Here is a 24,748-nt window from a genome sequence, read left to right on the forward strand (position 1 = left end):
TCCTTTTATATTAATTATTAAAAACTAATTTTCATATTTCCGCTAAAGTATATATCCTGCTTTTTAGGATTTAAATAATCTGAATGTGCCATTGGCTTTGCATATCCAAAATCAAAATCAAGATATTTCGTATTAAGCCTTAATCCTGTTGTAATTCCTGTTACATACCCTCTTGCATATTTTGAATTATCCTTGTTGTATTTTGCCGTTCCATATCCATAACTCAAATATGGTGAAATTATTGCAAATTTTTTTATAGGAATGTTGTATGAAATCTCATTATCAATTTCAACTGCTTTATCCCCTTGTATCGTATCATTCTTGAATCCTCCGACACTTCCGACACCGCCTATTGTCTGTCTTTCGCTTCCGTAAAGCACATCATTTGAATAACTGCTGTAAATATTTGCCCTGTATACAAATTTATTTGTAATAGGCTTATAGTAGCTTACATCAAGAGTATATTTATCGAATTGAGCCTTTGGATTTATATCCAGCTTTCCATTATCCCTTTCTGCCCCAAAAATTTTAAGTCCTCTTTCATATCCTAAATTTACTCCTAGAATACCACTGAATAATGATGTTGTTGTATTTAAGCCAACTGTCCCTATTGACAATTTTCTATTTGATAGAACTGACTTTTCCAAATAGTTCTGATTATGCTTCTGTTTTATCCCCGCTTCAAAACTTACTTTGCTCTTTTGATTTCTGAACAATATTTTTTCCAAATTTGCTTGTGTAGTCCGACTCGATGAGTACATATCATAAACTGTGTTGCCTGAATAGAAACTGCTTTCCTGAATACTTTTACTTGAATTAAGTCTTAAAGTATATGTTCTAAATTTCATCGTATATCCAAAATTAAACATATCAAGCCGTCTTTTATATGGCAATGTATCTCCCTTTGAAGGATCATAACCAACTGGACCAATTGGTAAAATTTCTCCCGGAGCTAAATCTTCTATGTTTTTCTTCCAGCTTCTGTCAGGATCTTTTTTAGGAACTGTCATGTATGTGAAATAGAAGTTGTCCCCAATTCCAAGAGGGCTGTCAATATTAAGGTTTATACCTCTTCTCCAAATTCCGTTCTGCTTATCGTCCCCATAGTTGTTAGTCAAAATTCCAACAGTATATTTATTCTTTAATCTGTTTTTTACTTCAATTCTTGAGTAGTTTTCACGGCTTGAAGGAACAATATCCATCTTCATATTGTTAGCTCCAATAGAGTTAAAATTATCCGTAGCAGTATCCAGATCTCTTATATTCAACACTTTCCCTCTGTTTTTAGGGAACATAAAAAATTCCTTATATTTATCAAGTCCATTGCCAGAATTAATTCTGACGTCTTCAATCTTCCCTGCGATAACTTTTAAATTTAAAGTACCTGTAGTCAAATCATTTTTATCTGAAACTGTCGCAATACTTGTAATATACCCTTTAGAAACTAATTTATTAGTAATTTCAACCAGAATATTTTGAATATCGCTGCTTCCCATTTCCAAATATTCATATTTTTTAAGTATGTTTTTCTTTTCTTTCTTAGAAAGTAGTTTGTCTTTATCTTCAATATCAATTTCATTTATCAAAAACTTTTTAGAATTTTTATCATCAAAGTTGCTATCTTTATCAATTTTTGGAACATCATTAAATCTAGTATTTTCAAATTCTTCTTGACTTTTTTGCTGCTCCATCCTGCTTCTTTCCTGCTCTTGTTGTCTTTGTTGAATATCTAAAATTTTAGTAGCATCATCAACAGGTGCTGAAAAATTAATAGTGGCTAGGGGAAAAATTAGTATTGTTATATATTTTTTTATGTTTTTCACCTCCTGCTAATATAAATTAAATAATTTTAACATAAATCAGAAGGAATGTCAATTAAAAATCTTGCTACTGCAATTCTTCAGATAAATTGTAGTTTTTTTAAGATGGTTTAAAAATTTTAGGGGCAGATTTTTAATTTTAAATTTTTTAAGTTATTCTTGATTACAAAATGTTATTTTGTTTAATATTATTTTTTTATTTTTTACATAAGGGGAAAGGACCGCCATTTCCCCTTATAATCCCCACGCTCGTCTAAGAATTTTTTTGAAGAAAAGCCGAAACTCGCACTAAACGTGCTCAAACAGTCGTCTTTACTCCAAAAAAATCACGACACCTTTTGTATAATAGTAAAATTTAAACCGTCGGAGCATTTTTATGTGCTGACAAAACTGCCCCGCCGTAAGCGAGTTTTTTGGCAGTGCATAAAAATGTCTTGAGCCTTGCCGGGGTGCAGGGGTGCGGCGATGAGCACTTCTGCTTAAAAAATAAATAAATATTTTAGTAACTTTCTGGATTGAATGAAAAACTTAAAATAAGATTTTTTATTTACCCCTAACTATTTTACTCTGTCCAAGTAAAATAAATAATTTGATTTTTAAATCCAAATATTGTAAAATATAAAGAAGTGTTATTTAAGTAAATATTATAAAAAATTTAGGAGGTAAAAAAATGGCTACACCACATATTGGAGCGAATAAAGGAGATATTGCTCAAACTATATTATTACCGGGAGATCCACTTAGAGCAAAATATATTGCAGAAACTTTTTTGAAGGATGTTGTTCAATATAACAATGTCCGTGGAATGCTTGGATTTACTGGAACTTATAAAGGGAAAAAAGTGTCTGTTCAAGGAACTGGAATGGGAGTACCATCAATTGGGATTTACTCACATGAGCTTATTTCTGAATTTGGAGTGAAAAATTTAATCAGAATTGGAACTGCCGGTTCTTATCAAAAAGATGTAAATGTAAGAGATGTCGTACTTGCAATGTCAACTTCGACTGATTCAGCTATCAATAGACTTAGATTTAATGGAGCAGATTACGCACCAACTGCAAATGCCGAAATGCTTTTTAAAGCGTACGAAATTGCAAAACAAAAAGGACTTAATGTAAAAGCTGGAAATGTCTTTACAAGCGATACTTTTTACGGGGATGACCCTAACGCTTGGAAAAAATGGGCAAAATTTGGAGTACTATGTGTAGAGATGGAAACTGCACAGCTTTACACAACTGCTGCAAAATTGGGAGCAAACGCATTGACTTTGCTTACAATAAGCGATTCGTTCATAACTCACGAAGTTACTAGTGCCGAAGAAAGACAAACAACATTTAACGATATGATAGAAGTTGCACTTGAAACTGCAATAACGCTGTAAAGGAGATAAAATGGAGTTTTATAAAAGACTGATTATAAAAATTTTGGAAAAAAGTTCGGTTGGCTCTGACAACAGACTTTTAGAAAAACTGAAAAGTGGTTATGATTTGACTCAAAGAGAAATGAGCGAATTAGAAGAATTATTGGATAGTATTTTATAGCTAGAATTACAAAAAAGGCAGGAATTTAAAATGGAATTAAAAAATTTATATCCTCAAAAAGTTTTTCACTATTTCAGTGAAATTTCAAAAATACCAAGAGGTTCGAGAAGAGAGAAAAAAATCAGTGATTTTCTTGTAAATTTCGCAAAAGAAAGAAATCTTGAAGTTGTGCAAGATAAAGCATTAAATGTTTTAATAAAAAAAGAAGCCACAAAAGGCTACGAAAACTTTTCTCCCCTTATTTTACAAGGACATATGGATATGGTCTGGGAAAAGAATAAAAATACTGACTTTGACTTTGAAAATTGCGGAATTGAACTTGTTGTAAAGGATGGATTTTTAACAGCAAATGGAACTACATTAGGTGCCGATAACGGAATTGCCGTTGCGATGGCTCTTGCAATTTTGGATAGTGATGATATAGCTCATCCAGCGCTTGAAGTTATTTTAACAACTGATGAAGAAGAAGGAATGACAGGAGTAAATAACTTGGATTTCAGCCTTTTTTCAGGAAAAACTTTGATTAATCTAGATACTGAAGAATACGGTCAAGTGTATGTGAGCAGTGCAGGTGGAGCTAGAATTGAAAATGAGTTTGACCTTGTCAAAAAGGACTGTGAAGATGATGACACAGTTTTCTCAATCGAAGTAAAAGGCTTAGATGGAGGGCATTCTGGCGCTGAAATTCATTTGGGACGTGGAAATTCAAACAAGATATTAAATGAAGTGCTGTATCATTTAAACAAAAGATATTTTATGGAATTAATTGACTTTGATGGTGGTGAAAAAACTAATGCAATTCCTCGTGAAGCGATATGCCATATTAGCATAAAATTGGATGAACCAGGACATAGACTTGAAGAATTGGCTCAACTTGCTTTTAAAAATATTATAGCTGATTTTGGTGTAATTGACAAAAATCCAGTTTTAGAAATAAAAAAAATAGGCAACGCTAAAAATTTCAAAAAAATATCAACCGCTGACACAAACAGAGTTCTTTCATTTTTCCACGAATTTCCAAATGGCGTAATTTCGATGAGCAAAGATGTCGAAAATCTTGTGGAAACATCAATTAATTTAGGCGTTATAAAGTCTGAAGAAATTTCAAACCAATTAAGAATAAAAATTCAGTCGCTACCGAGAAGTTCTGTAAATCATTCACTTGAAAAATTAATCGAAGAAATTAAAGAACTTTGTAAAAAATATGATGTGAAAATGAAAGTTAGTGCTCCGTATCCATCTTGGGAATACCGAAAAGATTCAAAAATACGAGAACTTATGATAAATTCATTTAAAAAAATTAATAATTCTGAGCCAGAAATAAAAGCAATTCACGCTGGACTTGAATGCGGAATTTTTGATGCAAATATGGATGTGGATATTACGTCTATTGGGCCTAATATTTATGGTGCTCATACGCCTGAAGAAAGAATGGAAATAAGTTCAGTCGGAAAAACTTGGGATCTACTTTTGACTGTTTTGAAAAATTATGACATTAAGTAAATTAAATTAAAGGGAAAAAATGGAAAAAATTAAGATAAAAGAAATAATCATCGTTGAAGGAAGGGATGACATCACAGCTCTAAAAAGAGTTGTTGATGCACATATTATAGCATTAAATGGATTTTCCGCTCTTTCAAAAAAGACAATAAATAAAATTGTAAATTTAGCCAAAGACAATGAGTTAATTTTATTTACAGACCCTGATTATGCGGGGAAAAAAATTCGCGATACGTTAAGAAAATATATTCCGAATATAAAACATGCTTTTATCTCAAGAAAAGATGCGACTAAAAATAAAAATATTGGTGTGGAGAATGCAAATGATAAAGCCATATTGGAAGCACTACAAAATTTAGTTACAAAAAAAAATGAAGATAATGGTTATACATTTACAGTACAGGATTTACTTAAAAATAATCTTTGTTTGGGTGAAAACGCTAAAAAAAGAAGAATGGAATTAGGAGATAACTTAAAGATAGGCTATTACAATTCAAAACAGCTTTTAAATGCACTAAATTCCTTTAATATAACTAAAGAACAATTTGATTTGGCAGTAAAAAATTTAAAATAATTACTGTTTTTGAGAGTGTAAACTTTTTTTGTAAATAAACTAGAAAAAACTTATACTACTGGATTCATATACAAATTTACACAAAATTGTGGACACTCTCATTTTTGAATACACTTTTATGAGAAACGCCCTTATTGTAGGGCTTCTTTCAAGTATATGCTGCGGAATAATAGGAACTTATATTGTAAATAAAAAAATGGTCTTTATTTCATCAAGTATCAGCCACGCATCTTACGGCGGTATCAGAATAGGAATTTACCTGATTTATTTCTTTAACTTGCCAATAAAAGATCCGCTGTTTTTTGGACTAATTTTTTCAATATTATCAGGTGTACTAATTTTGATTTTAAAAGATGCCCTGCACGTTGACGGTGATTTGGGAATAGGTATCGTTATGTCAATGGGAATGGCTATCGGAATTATTTTTTCCTTCTTGACACCAGGCTATCAGTCCGATATGTCAACTTACCTATTTGGAAATATTCTTTTATCCAATACCCTAAACATAATTTTACTGCTAATACTGGACATAATCACAATCACATTTTTCATCATCTTCTACAAAAGTATCGTCTACACCAGCTTTGATGAAAACTTCTAAAAAATCCACAGCGTCCCAGTAACTTTCATAAACTACTTTATGATAATCCTAATATCCTCCGTCATAATAATAAACATAAAAATAATAGGAATCATCCTAATAATCTCAATCCTGACAATCCCACAGGCAATCGCAGCCTCACTCGCAAGGAAATACTCAACAATCATAATTCTATCCATAATTTTCTCATTCATCGGAATACTATCAGGACTGTATTTTTCCTACACGCTGAATATTCCGTCAGGCCCTTCGATTATTGTGTTACTTACAGTTTTGTTGGCGTTAGTTAAGATGGGAGGATTTGTGAAAGGAAAATTTTTGAATTAATTTTTATTATAAATCAAATTAGAATCAGAACTTTTAAAAAAGTCAAGACTACCTCTAAAAGGGGCTTCATACTTTGCGTACTCAACTGACTGACTAAAGTCAATAATTAAAAACATGAGGTGAGCGACTATTACTCACCTCCTTACAATTACTAGACTTTATTTTTGTAACATTAAGACATTAAACACATTTTCTAAATCTGTTTTTGCACTTAAAATATTGCTGGCGCTCATTACTACATCCTGAATATTCTGATTTTTTACACCTATTAGCATTTTTTGCATATTTTCTGATAACGTTTTTGAACTTTCCTTTATTTTTTTGAAATCTGCCTCGCTTATGTTTTCTTTTTTAGCATTTTCCAGCGTCATTTCAGATACTGCCTTGTATGCGCTTTGTACGTCGTTATTTGCCTTTTCCAGCATTTTTACTTCATTTTCATCAAAGTTTAAATTGTTTTTTCCGAAGGCTGTTTTTCCAAATTTATCTACTGAATTTACAAATTTCAAAATATTTAATTTTACTGTTTTTCCATCCTTCTGTAATTGGTTTTCCATTTTTTGATTGATTATCTGGGCAATTTCATGTAATGAATTAGCAAAAATTTTGTGATTTTCCTGTCTGTTTTGCAGTACAACTTTGTATTTATCATTCAGTTCTCCTGCTTTTGCCAGTTTATCAGTTTTATAATCACCTTTTTCAAAATAATCATTAATTTCTGTCAGTACCTTTTGTTCCTCTATCAATGAATTTATCAGATTTTCAGCATTTTTGTCAATTGCTTCCATTTTTGGACTTTTTTGCATTACATCTGTAATTTCTTTTATATATTCGCCAGTCAGGTTAATTGAATTATTCAGATTTCCCATAAATGCAGGCACTTCTGAAATATTTTTTATATTTCCAGCTTCATTAGTAAATTCCTCTTTTTTTATTTCTGTAAAAAATGTGTTCCATTCTTCAGAATTTGGCACATCGCTTAATTTTGAATATTCATTATATTTCGCAATTTCCTCAGTCGAAATGTCCCTTTTCACATCCGTTACTTCCACTTTATTCTTGTCATTCTTACCACTGCCCTTGTTATCACAACCAGCAAGAACCAGCAATGCCATTATTTCCAATCAAAACATATTTTTTCAATTTCATTGTCTTCCCTCCAGAATATTTTATTTTTACAAACTTATTATTTTCACAATACCTGTTATTATACCAAATTTTTATTTATTTAACAAATTTTATACCAATCCTGCAAGCTTCAAAATGTAAAGCCATCCCGTCAACGTAAAAATGCTCATAATTGTCGTAACCATCACAGTTCCCGAAGTTACAGCCCCATTATGCCCCATCCCTCTTGCCATCGTAAATGAAGTCGGAGTTGTCGGGCTTCCCAGCATTCCAAGCACAGCAACCAGCTTTTCGTCCTTAAATCCAAATTTTATGGCTATTGGCAAAAATATCGCCGTAAGAATTAGGAGCTTGAATGAAGACGAAACTAATACAATCTTCAGTTTTGAAAAAACTTCCTTTACATCAAAACTCGCTCCAAGTGCAAGCAGCCCAAGGGGAGTTGCCGCTGCAGAAAACGTTGAAATTGATTTCTTCATAATTACTGGCTGCGGGATTTTTAATAATGCCCAAACCATTCCATCCAGAATTCCAAGTATCAGAGGATTTCTCATAACTTCCTTTAACGTATTTTTCAAAACTGTTCTATTCAATTTCCCCTGCTTTGGACGCAGCAACATCAAAATTACAACCGAAGCGACATTGTACAAAGGGACAGCTCCGATTACCATAAGTGCTACAATCTTAGCCTCTCCATACACATTCTGCACAAAGGCATAAGCAAGCAGAGCAGCGCTGCTTCTAAATCCCGCCTGAATAAATTCCCCACGGATTGACTTATCTCTTAAAAAAATTGAAACAATGCACATTATCGTTATCGAAAAAAATGTTGCAGAAAAGCAAAAAAGCAAATATTTCAAATCCCAGATTGCCGAAAAATCAGACAACGACAATTCCTTAAATAATAGCACAGGCAAAAGTGCCAGAAATACAAATCTATTCATCTTATCTGCAAATTCCAAGTCTATAATCCCTATTTTTCTAAAGACGTATCCAAGTATCATCAGTAAAAATACAGGCATTGTTGCATTCAAGCAAAATATTAATTCTTTCGTTTTCCTCCTTAACTTCCACACACTACATAAAACACTGGAATTCCGTCTTTTTCATTACCTGAATCCATACCTTCAAAAAATACATGATCTCCTAATTCTTTATTCGCCTGCTGATTATGAACTTTTGTCATTAATTCAAGATTTGTAAAATATTTTCCATTATCAGCCTTTAACAATGCTCTTACATCAATTTGAAAATAACCATTATCTGCATATTCTTCCGACAATCCTTCTTCATCAGTCGTTTCATTTTCCAGCAAGTCTTCTTCTCCCTTTATCCATACCTCATAATCAACATAAATTTCTGACTGGTTAACAGCTATTTCATCAGGATTCCATTCTCTATCAACATATTCACGCATTTTGTCATAATATGCCTTAATATCCTTATTAAATTCTTCTGAATTTTCATAAATTTTCTTACTAAACGTCCACATAACATCATCAAGTGCCATATTTTCTCCACCTTTCAAATTTTTATATTTTACATTAATTATTTTTAACAACTAAATATTTTTAATTCCTGAATCATAAATTTTAAATTTTGAATAAACTCTACTAAACAAAACTATTTTATAATTTTATCAATGACTCCCCCACCAAGACAAACTTCACCATCATAAGCAACCACAATCTGCCCTAGCGTTACAGCCTTTTGAGGCTCATTAAAAATTACTTCATATTCATTTTCGCTTAATTTATTAATTACAGCTTTTGTATCTTTTTGTCTGTATCTAAATTTTACAGTACACTCCAGCGGAAACTGCACTTCATTAATAAAATTAAAATCAGTTGCAATTAAGCCTTTTGAATAAAGCACTGAATTATCACCCTGTGTTACAATCAATTCATTTTTTTCCAAATCCTTGTCCACAACAAACCAAGGCTCTCCAGTTCCTTCCTTTGTATTTCCGATTCCCTTTCTTTGTCCAATTGTGTAATACATAAGCCCATTATGATGCCCCAGCACTTTTCCTTGTGTATTTACAATTATTTCCACCTTTTGCAGGCAAGTATTGCGATAAAAACTTATTAAAGTCACGTTCTCCAATAAAGCAAATTCCTGTGCTGTCTTTTTTTTTCGCCGTTGCCAAGTTATATTTTTCAGCTATTTCACGAATCTGTGGCTTTGTATATTCTCCCAATGGAAACAACACTTTTTCCAGCTGTTCCTGATTTAATTGGCAAAGAAAATACGTCTGATCCTTGTTATCATCAATTCCTCTTAACATGGTCGATTTGATTTTCCCATCTTTTCCCTCGTGAACAATTCTCGCATAATGCCCTGTTGCCACATAATCGGCCCCAATCTTCATCGCATAATCTAGAAATGCACGGAATTTGATTTCCTTATTACACATCACATCAGGATTAGGAGTTCTTCCCTTTTTATACTCATCTAAAAAATACGTAAAAACTTTATCCCAATATTCCTTCACAAAATTCACCGAATAATAAGGTATCCCCAACTGCTCTGCCACAGCAATCACATCCTTATAGTCCTCTTCCGCCATGCAGACTCCATTTTCGTCCTTCTCTTCCCAGTTCTTCATAAAAACCCCAATTACATCGTATCCCTGTTCTTTAAGCAAAATCGCCGCAACTGAAGAATCTACCCCGCCCGACATTCCTAATACAACTTTTTTTCTTCCCATAATATTTCCTTTCCTTATATTTCCAAAAACTTAAACTTCTTTCAAAACCTTTCTTTCTATAAAAATAAGTATATCACAATATATTGCAACAGACAAGGAAAATAATTTAAGTAACAGGATAAACAAATTGATTTTTCCATATTTCAGTGTTATACTTATGTTAGTAGATTATTGTAAAAAATAAATTTAAAATATTATTTAGAGGTGATTAACTATGAAATCAGGCTATGAGATTTTGAACAATCCATTTCTCAACAAAGGAACAGCTTTTACCAAAGAAGAGCGTGAAAAATACGGATTATTAGGACTTTTACCGCCGTATATTCAAACTATAGATGAACAGGCAAAACAGACTTATGGGCAATTTCTGAAAAAAGACAAGTTAATTGAAAAAAGACATTTCTTAATGGAAATTTTTAATACAAACAGAACATTATTTTATTATTTATTTAGCAAACACGTAGTTGAATTTATGCCAATTGTTTATGATCCTGTAATTGCAGAAAGCATAGAAAATTACAGTGAATTATTTGTAAATCCTCAAAATGCGGCTTATTTGTCAGTAAAAGAGCCAGAAAACATAGAAACTATTTTAAAAAATGCTGCTGACAACAGAAAAATCCGTTTAATTGTAGTTACTGATGCAGAAGGAATTCTTGGAATTGGTGACTGGGGAACTAACGGGGTTGACATTTCGGTTGGAAAACTGATGGTTTACACTGCCGCCGCTGGAATTGATCCCGCTACTGTCCTGCCAGTTGTAATTGATGCTGGAACAAATAGAAAAGAATTGCTAGAAAACGACTTGTATCTAGGAAATAGATTTGAGAGAGTTCGAGGAGATGAATATTATAACTTTATAGACAAATTTGTAAAAACAGCTGAAAAACTTTTCCCAAATTTATATCTTCACTGGGAAGACTTTGGAAGATTAAATGCGGCAAATATTTTAAATAAATATGAAAATGAAATCGCAACTTTTAACGACGATATACAGGGAACTGGAATTATCACTTTAGCTGGAATCTTAGGCGCATTAAAAATTTCAGGCGAAAAGCTTACTGAGCAAGTTTATATGTGTTTTGGTGCAGGAACTGCTGGAGCTGGAATTGCTAGACGTATTTTTAATGAAATGGTTACACAGGGTCTTTCTGAAGAAGAAGCAAAAAAGCGGTTTTATCTAGTTGACAGACAAGGCTTATTATTTGAAGACACAGAAGGACTAACTCCAGAACAAACTCCTTTTGCAAGAAAACGAAGCGAATTTACAAATGCAAATGAATTAACTACTTTGGAAGCTGCTGTAAAAGCTGTAAAACCAACTATACTTGTCGGAACTTCCACAGTGCCAAAGACTTTCACAAAGGAAATCGTTCAGGAAATGGCAAAACACACTGCAAGACCAATAATTTTTCCACTTAGCAACCCAACAAGGCTAGCAGAAGCCAGTGCAAAAGATCTTATCGAATGGACAGACGGAAAAGCTCTCGTTGCAACAGGAATACCATCAGATCCAATAGAGCTTAACGGAATCACCTATGAAATTGGACAAGCAAACAATGCTTTAATCTATCCTGGGTTAGGACTTGGAATTATCGCAACAAAATCAAAAATTGTAAACGACAAAATAATCTCAGCAGCCGCACATTCACTAGGTGGAATCATCGACACAGCAAAACCTGGAGCTGCTGTACTTCCTCCAGTATCAAAACTGACAGAATTTTCTGAAACTGTGGCACTGTCAGTTGGACAAAGCGTACTAGATCAAAAATTAAATACAGAACCCATAAGCGATTTAAAAGAAGCAATAAAAAATGCAAAATGGATTCCTGAATACAAGGAGATGATTTTATGAAAATAGCAATGGCTGGAGATCACGCCGGATTTAATTTAAAAAAAGAAATTAAGGAATTGCTGGAGTCACAAGGTTATAGCGATTGCCAAAAAGCATATTAGAAAAGATGTTTAATTAAAGATTTATTTAACAAAAAACGGAAGTTAGGGTGTGTAAAAATTTTTGTGTAAACCTCTAGATAATATATGGTAAAATAACTGTATAATATTTGGAGGTTTTTGTTATGGCTAAAAAGAAAATTGACAACGAAATTTTTTAAACACTGATTGAGGATTACAATATTAAAGATACTAATGATATTAAGGATATGCTTAAGGATTTGCTTTCGGGTACTATTCAAACTATGCTTGAAGCTGAAATTGAGAATGAACTGGGGTATGCTAAACATTCTATGAAAGATAAGATTACTTCTAATGCTAGAAATAGGCATTCCAAGAAAACTGTCAGAAGTGAGTACGGCAATCTTGACTTAGATATTCCTAGAGATAGAAATGCTGTTTGAGCCTCAGATTATCCCTAAAAATATGATACAAAGATAAGAAAGCTGATATATACGACAAATCCAATAGAAAGCTTAAACAAACAATTAAGAAAGTATACGAAGACAAAATCACTTTATCCTACAGATGAAGCATTAATGAAATCGGTATACCTAAGCTTAAAGGAAGCAACAAGGAAATGGACTGGAAGAATATCGGGCTGGGGAGAAATATACTCTCAGTTAAGTATTTATTTTGAAGGAAGAATTTAAAAACAGGATGATAAAACTACCATCCTGTACCATATATTATATTTTGAGTTTACACAAAATTCTAGACACTCTCTTTTTATATATAAAAAATTTTTTATTTCAAAGTTTTTCTTGAATTAATGCGTTCCTTTTTTATTGTAGTCTTTTTGTTTTTCTTTATATTTTCTGACTTGTCTTTCCAATCTATCAGATAATTCATCAATTGCTGCATACAAGTCTTTGTCTTCAGCTTCAATTTTTATTTTTGTACCACTTGCATAAACTAAACCGTCAGCTTTGTGAACTGGTCCTTCAGATTTTGTATCTTCTACAGTCAGAACAACATCGACTTCTGTTATAGCGTCTGAATATTTAGAAATTTTATTTATTTTTTCCTCCGCATATTTTCTGATTGCATCTGTAACTTTAAGTTGTTTTCCGCTAATAATGATTTTCATAAAATCACTCCCTTTCATCTATGTCAATATTATTTTACCCTTAAAAACATAATAAGTCAATAGAAAAATTTAAAAAAAATTAAATTATCTTTTTTTATTTTTTCTAAAAATCTATTCTCATATCGTACCAAACTGCGCCGCCATGCAAAGATTCTGAAATCCCGTAACTTCTAAATCCAAATTTTTCATAATAATTGACCAATTTTTCTTTACAAGTAAGTACAACTCCTTTTCTTTTCTGTTTTTTTGCATCTTTTATAACTCGTTTTAAAAGTAAACCTGCATATCCATTTTTTCTGTATTCAGGCAGTGTATTTACTCCAAAAATCATTTGCCAGTCCCCATTTTCATCATGTAAATTAGGATTTTTAAACATTTCATCTATCAAATTTTTGTTATCCGCTACCATTCCATTCACAAATGAGATTATTTTCCCAAAATCATCTTCCAAAATCCAGAAATAATTTGGATAAACTTTTAATCTTGCCTTAAACTCTTCTTCTGTTGCTGCTTCTTTAGAAGGAAAACACTTTGCCTCAATTTTTGTCAGTTCTTTCAAATCGTTTATTGTCGCTTTTCTAATTTTCATTTTTTCTCCTGATGTTTTTTTATTCTGTTTTGCAAACTTTTTTTATTTCTACCTTCTTCTTTTTAAACAATCTACAAATTTTTATTTCACGTCAAAAACTGCCATATAAGGCAAATGATCTGATAATTTTGTCCAATCTGTCGAATTGTCATTGATATAAAAACTCTCTTTTACTTTGTACTTTGCATCTTTTTGAGCCATTATATAATCAATTCTAGCTGTTTCCATATCTCTTTTTACATTATTTTTATTTCCAAATAAATCTCTTCCTTCAAAATAGCTGTCATTCCACATTTTTCTAATTTTTTCATAATGTTCTGTCGTTGGCAAAAGATTAAAATCACCGCACAAAAATTTTACATCTCCTCTAAATTTACTGATCACGGAAAATAAATCCTCCAATTCCTCGTGTTTATTATCTAGTCTGTTGTCCAAATGAGTATTTACAACCAAAATCTTTCTTTTAAATTTTGTTGTACTTAATTTAGCTGCCAAAACTTGTCTTTTTTCTTTACTTTTTCCAGGTAGTTCGTGAATGTATATAATTTTCACATCATATTTTGAAATAAAGGCAATTCCATATTCTCCTTTGTCAAAATCCATCACTTTTTGAAAATAATAATAATTATATCCCAATTCCTGTGCCATTTCTTGAGTAACATCTCGAAATTTACTTCTTTTTGTATTTCTATCCACTTCCTGTAGTCCAATAAAATCAGGTTTATACTTTTTTATATTTCTTGCAAGTTCTCTTCCATCAGTTAATCTTGCACCAAAGATATTATATGTCATAAGTCTAAATTCCATTTTTGCTTCCTATCCTTCTTTTATTTTTTATATTTTTCACCTTCTACGCTAAGTTCTTTTATTATGTTAATTCCTGAGCTTGTTCCAAGTCTTTCTGCTCCTAATTCAATGTATTTTCTAGCAGTTTTTAAATCTCTTATTCCACCGCTTGCTTTGACTTTTGCTTTGCTACCAACAGCCTCCTTCATCAATTTCACATCTTCAAATGTTGCTCCCCCTGTTCCAAATCCTGTTGAAGTCTTTACAAAATCAGCTTTTGCACTAACTGCTAATTCACAAGCTTTCACTTTTTCTGAATCTGTCAAATAACAAGTTTCTATAATCACTTTTAAAATATTTTTACCAATAGCCTCTTTTACCCCAGCTATTTCTTTTTCTACAAATTCGTAGTCTTTTGATTTTAACGCTCCAACGTTTATAACCATATCAATTTCTGATGCTCCATTTTCTATCGCATTTTTTGCTTCAAAGATTTTACTTTCCATAGACATTGCACCTAGCGGAAACCCTACAACTGTCGCAACCTTCACATTCGTTCCTTTCACTTTGTCATAAGCAAATGCCGTATTTGCTCCATTTACACAAACTGAATAAAATTTATACTCTTTTGCTTCATCACATAATTTTTTTATTTCTTCTTTTGTTGCTGTTGTTTTTAATAACGTATGATCCACATATCTGTTTAGCTCCATTTTTATCACCCTCTCAAAATCATTTTAAAATATGTCTAAAAACTAGTAAAATGCCAAAAATTTTATTTAAAATTTAAATTTTAAAAACACTAAAATTTTAATTTCCAGTTTTTAAAAATTTTTTTAATACTGTCTATTTTACATTTTTTAGGCACTTTTTAAATTATATTTTATAAAAAAATGTTACAAGTATTATTACATTTTTAAATATGTTTTATTATTATATTATACCTTATTTTTTCTCTTTTTCCCAATTTTTTTTATAAAAATTTTTTCAATTCGGTGCTTTTAAAATTTAATTTATCAAAAATAAATTAATATAAAATGTTTAGTAAATCAATCTAATATTTAATAAATTTTGTTGACAAAATAGTTTAAATATTATATTATTAATGTATGAATAGTTGTTCATATATTAACTGATTAAGAGGTGAAGAAAATGGAAAAAAATAACGAATGCACTTTGGGTATAAAAGGTCTCAATTGTCCTAACTGCGCGGCAAAAATTGAAAACAATCTAAATGCTTTAAGCGACATAAAAAAAGCGACCGTCGATATTTTGGGAAAAAAAATTGTAATCAATTCTAATAAAACATTTTCTAGTGAAGATATTACAAAACTTGTTCAAAAAGAAGTTGACAGAATTGAAGACGGTGTTACTGTCCTTATGCCAAATTTAAAAGTTGAAGAAAACAAAGAATCGGAGGAAAATTTTAAAAATATAAGAAACAGATTTATTTTAGGTGTAATTTTATTGGCAGCTGCAATCTTTGTTCCAAAAAATTTGTTTGTCCCAAAACTAATTTTATTTTTGGTAAGTTATTTTACGGTTGGATACGATGTTTTATTTAAAGCTATAAAAAATATAAAAAAAGGACAGATTTTTGACGAAAACTTTTTGATGGTAATTGCAACACTTGGAGCTTTTGCGATAAAAGAATTTCCTGAAGCTGTGTCAGTTATGCTATTTTACCAAATTGGAGAAATGTTTCAAGATATAGCCGTCGGAAAATCAAGAAAATCCATTACTTCACTTATGAATATTAGACCTGACTACGCCAATTTAAAAATCGAGAGTGAAATAAAAAAAGTTTTGCCAAAAGAAGTAAAATTAGGCGATATAATAGTTATAAAACCTGGCGAAAAAGTTGCACTGGATGGAAAAATTATAAATGGAAGCTCAACTTTTGACACATCTGCTTTGACTGGAGAAGCCATCCCCAGAACATTGGAGATTGGAGATGAAATTTTAAGCGGATTTATAAACACTACAAATCTTGTGGAAATAGAAGTTACAAAGTCGTTTGAAAATTCCACAGTTTCAAAAATATTGGATTTGGTGCAAAATGCAAGTTCTAAAAAATCCAAAACAGAAAACTTTATCACAAAATTTGCAAGATTTTATACTCCTACAGTTGTAATAATCGCATTGCTTATTGCAATTTTACCAACTATTTTTATAAAAGATGCACAATTTTCAAATTGGCTTTACAGAGCGCTTATCTTTTTAGTAGTTTCGTGTCCGTGCGCTTTAGTTGTTTCAATTCCACTAGGATTTTTTGGAGGAATCGGTGGAGCTTCAAAAAATGGGATTTTAATAAAAGGGGCAAATTATCTGGAAGCGTTAAATGATTTAGAAACAGTTGTCTTTGACAAGACTGGAACACTTACAAAAGGTAAATTTAAAGTCTCAGAAATAAATGTACAAAATTCTAAATACACAAAAGATGACTTACTAAAATATGCAGCTATTGCAGAAAGTTTTTCAAATCATCCAATAGCGCAGTCAATCGTTTTAGAATACGAAAAAAATAACAAAAAAATTGAAAAAACTAATAGTTCAGAATTTGAGTTTGAGGAAATTGCAGGTCACGGAGTAAAAGTAAAATATGAAAATAGTGAAATTTTAGCAGGAAATCTTAAATTATTAAAAAAAGAAAATGTAGAAGCTGCTGAAAAAGAGGCTGTTGGAACAGTTGTCTATGTCGCAAAAGATGGAGAATATTTGGGAAACTTAATAATTGCGGACGAAATAAAAGAAGACGCTAAAAAAACAGTTGACGAACTTAATAATTTGGGAATAAAAAATGTTGTAATGCTAACAGGGGACAACAAAAAAATTGGAGAAAATGTGGCTAATAAATTAAATATTTCAAAAGTATTTACTGATTTATTGCCGCTTGAAAAAGTTGAAAAAATGGAAGAAATTTTAAAAAACAAAAGTATGAAAGGAAAAGTGCTATTCGTAGGAGATGGAATAAACGACGCACCAGTTCTCGCAAGAGCTGACATTGGAGTTGCAATGGGTGGCGTTGGAAGCGACGCTGCATTAGAAGCCGCTGATATGATTATAATGAACGACGAACCTTCCAAAATAGTAACCGCTTTAAAAATCGCCAAAAAAACAAAAAAAATTGTCTGGCAAAATATAATTTTTGCACTCGGTGTAAAAGCCATTATTTTAATAATGGGTGCATTAGGATTTGCCACAATGTGGGAAGCAGTCTTTGGAGATGTTGGAGTTGCATTAATTGCAATATTAAACGCAACAAGAGCATTGACTTATAAAGAAAATTAGATATCCGTATTATATAAAAAATAGTGAAACTACAAAAGTCTCACTATTTTTTATTTTGTCACTAAACACCCAATAGAAATAATACTTCATAATCCACTTAAACAAAATAAGGGAATTTTATCGTTTACCAAGTTCATTATTAATAACGTCAATTCATCAACAAAAATTAGTAAATCAATCTAAATCCTACACCACTTCTTACATTCTTACCTTTAGTGTCGTATCCTGCATTTACTGTTACTCCAAATCTTGTGTTGTCCACTCCGATATTCAAGTCAAACTTACCGTTTCCTTTTCTATCTTCCTTGTCCCCTCTTATTCCAAACCAGTCTGCATCTGTGTATCTTACTCTTCCTTCGTTGTTCTTACTTGCCATCTTTCCTAGTTCATTTTCATATGCCGCTGTAAGTCCTACTGTTAAGTTTGTTCTCACTGCCATTGGTTGGATATATCTAAACTCTAGTCCTGCTTCCGGTTTTACTGAGAAGTAGTCGTTTCCTTTTACTTCCAGTCTCATTTCTCCAGAATCTTCCTTTATCTTGTTAAATCTTCCATATTCCATCTTCAACGCTCCATATGGTCGCAAGTGTGTTCTTTCACTCAATCTTATATCATATCCCAAATCTGTCTTAAGCGCTGCTCCATATGAATTATAGTCTGATTTCGCCTGGAATATATCGTCTACAACTAGATATCTACGTTTCATATTGTTAATTCCAAAGAACACATCTCCTCCAATTGTCCATTGTAGTGATCCGTTATGGTCTGTTGCCGGAGACATTGTCTTAAAGATTCCTGCTTTAAGCTGTGTCTGGTTTTCTCTTGAATGTCCTATATCTTTAAATTTAAATCTGTTTGTTACTGCTCCTGCATACCATCCCTGAGAGTTACCCATCTTAACTGTTTCGTCTTCGTGAACGTAAGCTACTCCATAGGCATTGCTTGTATAGTCAATAACTCCTGCTGTGTCAGTATTGTATTCGTCCCTTTGACCAAATACTTTAATCTTGTTGTTCTGTTTAGATGGATTTCTCCAGTCGTGTTTCAAATATTTGAATTCCTTGTCTAACAAGTTTCCTGTCGCATTTATTCTTTGCTGTAGGTTTCCATACTGGTGTCCCATCATTTCATCAAAAGCTTGATATAACAACACTTCTTCGTTATTTCCTATTCCATTTAATTTTTGGAATAATTGATTTTCTCTTGTACCTAAAGCTTCCACTCCATATCTTTGTTCCAGTCCATCCAAGAAATTATATGTATCTGTACTGTCTACTGGTGTTGTTTCTTTTCCTGCCCATGCTGTGTATGGAATTTTAGCCATATATAGACTTGTTATTACTCCGTTTGAATCCAATGTTGGAGTCGCTATCCATCCTATTGAGCCTGAATATACATTCCACTTGATATTTGGATTGTTTAACATTGCTCTTCTATATGGATTTATTATGTTAGGATCATTTACTAAAATGTATTTGCTAGTTGTTGATTCTGCAGCTTCAGATCCAATAATTAAATCTGCTTCACTTGTCAAATTTTGCAATCCGTCTATTGATTTTGTATAGTTAACTCCTGAAGTATTTACATATAATCCAATGCTAGAAGCTGATACGGATATTGGATTTTTTGCCATTGTATTTACAACTACTGGTGTTTGAGGTACGCCATTCACAGTAATTGTGGCAGTTGAGGCTCCCGCAGGTGCATCAATTTTTACTCCTCCTACTCCTTTTCCTGTTGCAGGCACTGTATATTCATAAATTGTATCTTCATCTTTTGTGCTTCCATTTACTTTTATAGTTCCGTAGTTCGCCACTGTTCCACCTTTTAAGTAAACTCCCACACCGTTTTTCGCATTTATGTCGATAGTCGCACCTTTATTATTTATCAATTTTGAATTTTTTCCAAGATATACTCCAACTGTATTTGTGTAAGTTCCGGAACCTGTTGTAATTGAGTTATTGTTTATTGCAGTTGCTCCATTATCAGCATAGATACCTGTTGTGTTACTTGCGTTCAACACGATATTTCCGTCATTTGTTGCTGTACTTCCTGCACCACTTGCATACATACCGATACTATGTTTCCCGTTTACATTAATTGTTCCTTTGTTTATTATATCACCTGTATCAGTTGTTTCATATCCTGCACCCATACCTATTGAGTACAGAGGAGCCGGATTACCGCTACTGTCAACAGCTGAAATATCTGATTCTCCTACTGTGATTGTTCCATTGTTTGTTGCAGTTCCACCTTTAATACTGTAAACTGCCACATTTCCTGAACCACTTGAAAAATCAATGTTTCCATTATTTGTTACTGTTCCAGCTGAATAAATACCGTAATTTTGTCCTCCTGTAGAAGTTATATTTGTAGAGTTTGTTACTGTTCCTGATGTATCACTCGAATACACATATACATTCTTGTCTCCTAGTCCTACATTTGAAATTTTAGAATTTATTGTATTTCCTGTCCCAACATTTACAAATCCAAATGAATTGTTTCCAATGTTAAATGCAGTTCCACTATTTGTAACAGTCTGTCCGCTTCCTACTGTATAAACTCCAACTGCCTCATCTGTTCCTGTTGTTATTGTTCCACCTGTCAAATTTACATTTCCACTTTGAGAATATATTCCAATTGCTGCATTTCCTATCTTCAAGTTACCTGAATTTTCTGCATTATATCCATAAATTCCAATTGTATTATTTCCAGAATCTATTGTTCCAGTATTTTCAAGTGTTACAGTATTATGGTCGGTGTAAAGTCCAACGTTAGGACTAGTAATTGAAGCTGAATCCCCCAATGTTATTGTTCCACTATTCTTGGCTGTATATCCTGGTGTTCCAGTTGCATATATTGCCGTATTTCTATCACCTGTCATAGTGATTTTTCCTGTATTTTCCAATATTACCCCTGGAGAAAGTGCCGCATCTGGTTTGTAAGAAATTGCAACCGAATCATTTCCTGCTGATTCTATTGATCCTGGATTGTTTATTGCCTGTGTTGTAGAACCTTCTGAATACAATCCTGTTGAATTAGAACCTATTGTAATCTTACCTGCATTTTCAATCAATGAATCCTCAGTTCCATAGATAGCTGTTGACTTATCACCTATTGTCATAACCCCTGTTGCTTTGTTATATAGTTCTCCAAACTTAGCATACATTCCAGTAGATCCTGCACCACTTAAATTAATTGTTCCTTCATTTGACAAGACAACCTTATTTCTTGCATACAGACCCCTGTTATTTTCCTGAGCCATTGCAACCTGATTAGCCTGTGTTCCTGTAATAGTCTTAGTATTTGCATTCGTTATTGACGAATTTGAAATTTCAAGCTGATTGTATGCGTCGTTGGCATCATCCAAGTTTACATCCTGATTAATTGTAAGTTTACTTAAGTACAACATAAATGTCTTATAGTCAGTTCCATTTATATGTGCTCCTGTAGCTTTTGAGACAGCATCTCCTGTTGTATCAGACAAGTCCATTCCAACATTTTGTGCAATAAACAGTCTTGAGCCTTTATTCATATTTAAAGTTAGATTTCCCAAAGTTGTATTTGTTCCATCTCCAAAATTATTTTTTGCCCATCCTTCAATTTGAGTTTTTCCAAAGTTACCACCATTTCCTACATAATAAAAGGCATTTCCTCTGGTATTAGGAGTAGTTCCACCCTCAATAGTCGCATTCATCTTTCCATCTATCGCAACTTTTCCTGAACCATCTTCACCAAGATAGAATAGTAATGATTTTTGCCCTGTAGTTGCTGTTCCTGTTCCTTTTAATGTAATCTTACCTTTATCAGCATCATAGTTTACTGCTCCTTCATATGCTTTTACAGTGTGGTCTCCAACTTCCAGTGTGGCATTTTCACCTGAATATACCCCAATTGATTCTGCTCCTTTCACATTAGCGTCCACATTTATACTATTTGTACCGCTGCTTATAAGTTTTGAATTTTTACCGGCAACGATACCGTAGGAACCTTTTTTAACTTTATTTCCTGATCCATCTAAATATTCATACACTCCAGCAGAGCCACCTGCACCATCATTTACTTTTACAGTTCCTGTAGATGTAGTTGTTACATCAGCAGTATTAGTTGAATTATCTCCAATAATTAATCCTGTAACCCCATTTCCTTCAGCTGTAGTAGTTCCACCATAATTTAATGTACCATTTGTAATCAACACACCTGTTGAATTATCACCTTTTACACTAATATCACTTGTTGCAGCAAGTGTTCCCGATGGGTTACCAGTTCCTTTAATCATATATACACCAACGTTAGTTGCTGTTCCTGTTCCCTTCAACTCAATTTTTCCTGAGTTATTAAGCTGTCCACCACTGGTTGCCATTCCAATTCCATTGATAATCGCATTACCGCTTATTGTTTTACCTGCATTATTTACAACATCCGCATTTATTCCAACCATTCCTATTGATGAATCGCCATCTAAAGTGATTGTTCCGTTATTTATTGCTTTAGGTGTCCCAGGTGCATCTGTTGATACTATCCCTTTACCTACTCTCATAGCTATATTTTGTCTTTTTTCAGTACTGCTGACATTAATTGTTCCACCCGCATCATTTGTTATATCATCAGCGGCATTCGCAATCAAAACCATACCGGTATTACCTTTACCACCAGAAACATTTATTATTCCATTATTTTTTACTCTTCCTTGATATGCTCTTATTGCACTAGCATTACTGTAACCAGAATCTTCTATAACTGCAATTCCTGATGACAACGAATTTACTGGATTATTCTTGGAATCAACTCCTGCATCCCCACTTACATTAAGCATTCCAGTATTTTCCATCGTACTATTAGGTGCTACACGTGAAGACCATTTCATACCATAGCTCGCTGTACCACCTATATTCATCTTATTTGTATTTGCAACTTCTACAAGCGAAGGTGAACTGGGAGCATAAACTTGAATTCCTATTGATTTTTCACCACCAAAATCAATTGTTCCATTATTTGTTAATACATATTTACTATTAACTCTTCTATCGTCATTCTCATAGGTTAATATCATACCAATTTTATATCCTGTATACCCAGCAGGAGTTCTAGTTATATCAACAGTTGTTCCACCTAGTAATGGTGCAAGAGTTAACGGTGCAGAAGCTCCTTTGGCTAATCCACCAATAGTTGCAAGCGTTGTTTCAGAAGCATCTGTTATTGTTCCTGTATTAACCATTTCTCTTTTACTTCCATTTGGCCCATAATATGTATCAGTTTGAACTTCAAATCCCACTGTCAAAGGTCCAACCAAATTAACTGTTGCCTTGTTATCAAGTTTAATATCTGTATTTGCGGGTGCATTATCCATTGTAGCTGCCCGAGAACCACCAACTAAAAAATTTTGTGCATTATATCCTCTTCCCGCATTTCTTTCAGATTGTTTTTGAGTTTCATTAAGCGGATTTTCTGAATTAACTGTTAAATTAGTTGTTAAATTGTAATTTGTTTCTGTATCAAAGTATGATTTTAATAAAACACTTCCTGTATTAGTCCAAGAATGTCTTAATGATGGATAACCATCTCTAAGTCTTCCTTTAGTACCAGGAGCATTAGCTAAAACCGAAAAAGCATTAAGATCAAAATCATAATTATAAGCTCCACCATCTACACCGCTTCCACAATCTGCCATATAATTACAGTAAGAACCTAGCTGTATATTAAAAGTAGGTGGTGCTGGTAATTTTGGCAATTCTGGCAACCCAATAACTGGTTTTGGTGGTGTAAAGCTAATTGTTTCTGGTAATGTTGGTGTAATCACACTTTTTGCTGCTATTACAATTGGCGATTTATTTACATTTCTTGGACGTATTCCTGCACGTACTTCAAAAGGTATAATTGGCTCTTTTACCGATTTTACACTGGCTATACCATATCCTTTTGCTGAACCTGAAGCGAAATTTGCTTTTCTATTTTTGTCTAATAGTCCATAGTTACTACTGTCTGGAGATATTGCTCTTTCATAAATATTCGAACTTCTTTCAAATACCCCTTCATAAGGATATTTTTCTTTTTTATCTCCTCTTCCTTTGTAAGTTCCATTCCAATTATTATTAAAATAATTAATTCCATATTGCCAGCTGCTCCAAGGCGATTTTACAACATGATCTCCTTGTTCCATTAACTGAATTAACTCTAAATTTGTATTTTTAAGTAATTTATTATTTTCAGCCCTAGCTCTTTTAAACTGAGATCTTATATCTTTTATTGAATTATCTATCTGTCTAGTCTGAGTAATTATCTCATCTTCGGCAGAAAGTGCTGGTCTTGAAATCCCTAGCGTCGTCATTCCAGTCAAAAGGAATGTAATTAATGCTGAATCTGTATATTTAAAGTCTTTGACTCTTTTAGCAAATGTTTTCAAATCCTTTTTTAGTTGTTTCAAATTATTTCCCATTTTTCCTTCTTTCCAAAAAACAAAAACTAAGTGCAAAATAACATTTTTTTTACTTGTTTTTTTTTATTATAAATTAATTTTTTTGAAATATGTTATACAAAACAAAGGATTTTCACTTTATTTTATATCATTTTACAAACTTCAAACAATTATATACAATTTTTAAAAAAAAGTAAAGTACTTTTTTATTTTTCTTTCAAAAAACTTTTTTATTTCTTATTAAAAATTAAAAAAATATTTTGATTTTATATTTTTTAAATACTATAATTATTACATTTTTGAATAAAACACATGTTATACAATATAAAAAATTTAATTATTAATTTTATAAAAATTAATTAATTGTACTTATTTATTTTAATTTTTTTATTCACTAAAATTTATTTTAAAACACAACTTTAA

The 24,748-nt window shown here is 32.3% G+C and carries 19 protein-coding genes and 1 pseudogene; 9 read left to right on the forward strand and 11 right to left on the reverse strand.

Features of this window, described 5'->3' with window-relative positions; genetic code table 11:
• Positions 1-17: 17 nt before the first annotated feature.
• Complete coding sequence (locus AXF11_RS01670) at positions 18-1,814, reverse strand: ShlB/FhaC/HecB family hemolysin secretion/activation protein (protein WP_068158134.1); 1,797 nt, start codon at positions 1,812-1,814, stop codon at positions 18-20.
• Positions 1,815-2,490: 676 nt separating this feature from the next.
• Here AXF11_RS01670 and deoD point away from each other — a divergent pair.
• The 5 genes and pseudogenes from deoD to AXF11_RS10375 all read left to right on the forward strand — a co-directional run bounded on the left by deoD (position 2,491) and on the right by AXF11_RS10375 (position 6,363).
• The gene (gene deoD, locus AXF11_RS01675; RefSeq protein WP_068154340.1) at positions 2,491-3,201 is read left to right on the forward strand and encodes a purine-nucleoside phosphorylase; all 711 of its coding nucleotides are present in this window, start codon (positions 2,491-2,493) and stop codon (positions 3,199-3,201) included.
• A gap of 10 nt (positions 3,202-3,211) precedes the next feature.
• On the forward strand, positions 3,212-3,361 hold the full coding sequence (locus AXF11_RS10690; protein ID WP_197416837.1) for a hypothetical protein: 150 nt from the start codon (positions 3,212-3,214) through the stop codon (positions 3,359-3,361).
• A gap of 30 nt (positions 3,362-3,391) precedes the next feature.
• A complete protein-coding gene (locus AXF11_RS01680; protein ID WP_068154343.1) occupies positions 3,392-4,864 on the forward strand; it encodes an aminoacyl-histidine dipeptidase in 1,473 nt (490 codons plus the stop codon).
• 19 nt (positions 4,865-4,883) lie between these two features.
• Positions 4,884-5,435: a ribonuclease M5 gene (rnmV, locus tag AXF11_RS01685; protein WP_068154345.1), complete on the forward strand. Its 552-nt coding sequence runs from the start codon at positions 4,884-4,886 to the stop codon at positions 5,433-5,435.
• A gap of 118 nt (positions 5,436-5,553) precedes the next feature.
• Positions 5,554-6,363 (forward strand): annotated as a pseudogene (locus tag AXF11_RS10375) (metal ABC transporter permease).
• Positions 6,364-6,521: 158 nt separating this feature from the next.
• Here the strand turns inward: AXF11_RS10375 and AXF11_RS01690 are convergent.
• From AXF11_RS01690 to mnmA, 5 genes are all read right to left on the reverse strand, one after another.
• Positions 6,522-7,478 (reverse strand): DUF3829 domain-containing protein, encoded by a 957-nt coding sequence (locus tag AXF11_RS01690; RefSeq protein ID WP_231724730.1) that lies wholly within the window; start codon positions 7,476-7,478, stop codon positions 6,522-6,524.
• Between the two features lie 123 nt (positions 7,479-7,601).
• Positions 7,602-8,513, reverse strand: a complete 912-nt coding sequence (locus AXF11_RS01695) for an AEC family transporter (protein WP_068158136.1) — start codon at positions 8,511-8,513, stop codon at positions 7,602-7,604.
• A 41-nt stretch (positions 8,514-8,554) separates the two neighbouring features.
• Positions 8,555-9,052: a hypothetical protein gene (locus tag AXF11_RS01700; RefSeq protein WP_068154349.1), complete on the reverse strand. Its 498-nt coding sequence runs from the start codon at positions 9,050-9,052 to the stop codon at positions 8,555-8,557.
• Positions 9,053-9,114: 62 nt separating this feature from the next.
• Positions 9,115-9,516: an aminomethyltransferase beta-barrel domain-containing protein gene (locus AXF11_RS10760; protein WP_335338993.1), complete on the reverse strand. Its 402-nt coding sequence runs from the start codon at positions 9,514-9,516 to the stop codon at positions 9,115-9,117.
• Positions 9,500-10,201, reverse strand: coding sequence for a tRNA 2-thiouridine(34) synthase MnmA (gene mnmA, locus AXF11_RS10765; RefSeq protein WP_231724732.1), 702 nt, complete (start codon positions 10,199-10,201; stop codon positions 9,500-9,502). Before mnmA ends, AXF11_RS10760 begins: the two co-directional genes overlap by 17 nt.
• Positions 10,202-10,415: 214 nt before the next feature.
• Here mnmA and AXF11_RS01710 point away from each other — a divergent pair, with 214 nt between their 5' ends.
• The 3 genes from AXF11_RS01710 to AXF11_RS10995 all read left to right on the forward strand — a co-directional run bounded on the left by AXF11_RS01710 (position 10,416) and on the right by AXF11_RS10995 (position 12,807).
• Positions 10,416-12,056, forward strand: coding sequence for a malolactic enzyme (locus tag AXF11_RS01710; RefSeq protein ID WP_068154351.1), 1,641 nt, complete (start codon positions 10,416-10,418; stop codon positions 12,054-12,056).
• A gap of 280 nt (positions 12,057-12,336) precedes the next feature.
• Positions 12,337-12,558 carry a transposase gene (locus tag AXF11_RS10695; RefSeq protein WP_257720981.1) on the forward strand — a complete coding sequence of 74 codons (222 nt, stop codon included), beginning with the start codon at positions 12,337-12,339 and terminating at the stop codon, positions 12,556-12,558.
• A 33-nt stretch (positions 12,559-12,591) separates the two neighbouring features.
• Positions 12,592-12,807: a transposase gene (locus AXF11_RS10995; protein ID WP_197416856.1), complete on the forward strand. Its 216-nt coding sequence runs from the start codon at positions 12,592-12,594 to the stop codon at positions 12,805-12,807.
• A gap of 116 nt (positions 12,808-12,923) precedes the next feature.
• Here the strand turns inward: AXF11_RS10995 and hpf are convergent, their stop codons facing one another.
• From hpf to deoC, 4 genes are all read right to left on the reverse strand, one after another.
• A complete protein-coding gene (gene hpf / locus AXF11_RS01720) occupies positions 12,924-13,244 on the reverse strand; it encodes a ribosome hibernation-promoting factor, HPF/YfiA family (protein ID WP_068154355.1) in 321 nt (106 codons plus the stop codon).
• Between the two features lie 103 nt (positions 13,245-13,347).
• On the reverse strand, positions 13,348-13,833 hold the full coding sequence (locus tag AXF11_RS01725; RefSeq protein ID WP_068154359.1) for a GNAT family N-acetyltransferase: 486 nt from the start codon (positions 13,831-13,833) through the stop codon (positions 13,348-13,350).
• A gap of 81 nt (positions 13,834-13,914) precedes the next feature.
• Positions 13,915-14,640 (reverse strand): endonuclease/exonuclease/phosphatase family protein, encoded by a 726-nt coding sequence (locus tag AXF11_RS01730; RefSeq protein ID WP_068154361.1) that lies wholly within the window; start codon positions 14,638-14,640, stop codon positions 13,915-13,917.
• A 20-nt stretch (positions 14,641-14,660) separates the two neighbouring features.
• On the reverse strand, positions 14,661-15,332 hold the full coding sequence (gene deoC / locus AXF11_RS01735) for a deoxyribose-phosphate aldolase (protein WP_068154364.1): 672 nt from the start codon (positions 15,330-15,332) through the stop codon (positions 14,661-14,663).
• Between the two features lie 439 nt (positions 15,333-15,771).
• Between deoC and AXF11_RS01740 the strand changes: the two genes are divergently transcribed.
• The gene (locus tag AXF11_RS01740) at positions 15,772-17,910 is read left to right on the forward strand and encodes a heavy metal translocating P-type ATPase (RefSeq protein ID WP_068154366.1); all 2,139 of its coding nucleotides are present in this window, start codon (positions 15,772-15,774) and stop codon (positions 17,908-17,910) included.
• A 166-nt stretch (positions 17,911-18,076) separates the two neighbouring features.
• On the opposite strand, the gene AXF11_RS01745 is transcribed toward AXF11_RS01740, so the two are convergent.
• Positions 18,077-24,346, reverse strand: coding sequence for an autotransporter-associated N-terminal domain-containing protein (locus AXF11_RS01745; RefSeq protein ID WP_068154368.1), 6,270 nt, complete (start codon positions 24,344-24,346; stop codon positions 18,077-18,079).
• Positions 24,347-24,748 lie beyond the last annotated feature (402 nt).

It is taken from the genome of Leptotrichia sp. oral taxon 847 (assembly GCF_001553645.1).
Classification (GTDB): Bacteria; Fusobacteriota; Fusobacteriia; order Fusobacteriales; family Leptotrichiaceae; genus Leptotrichia.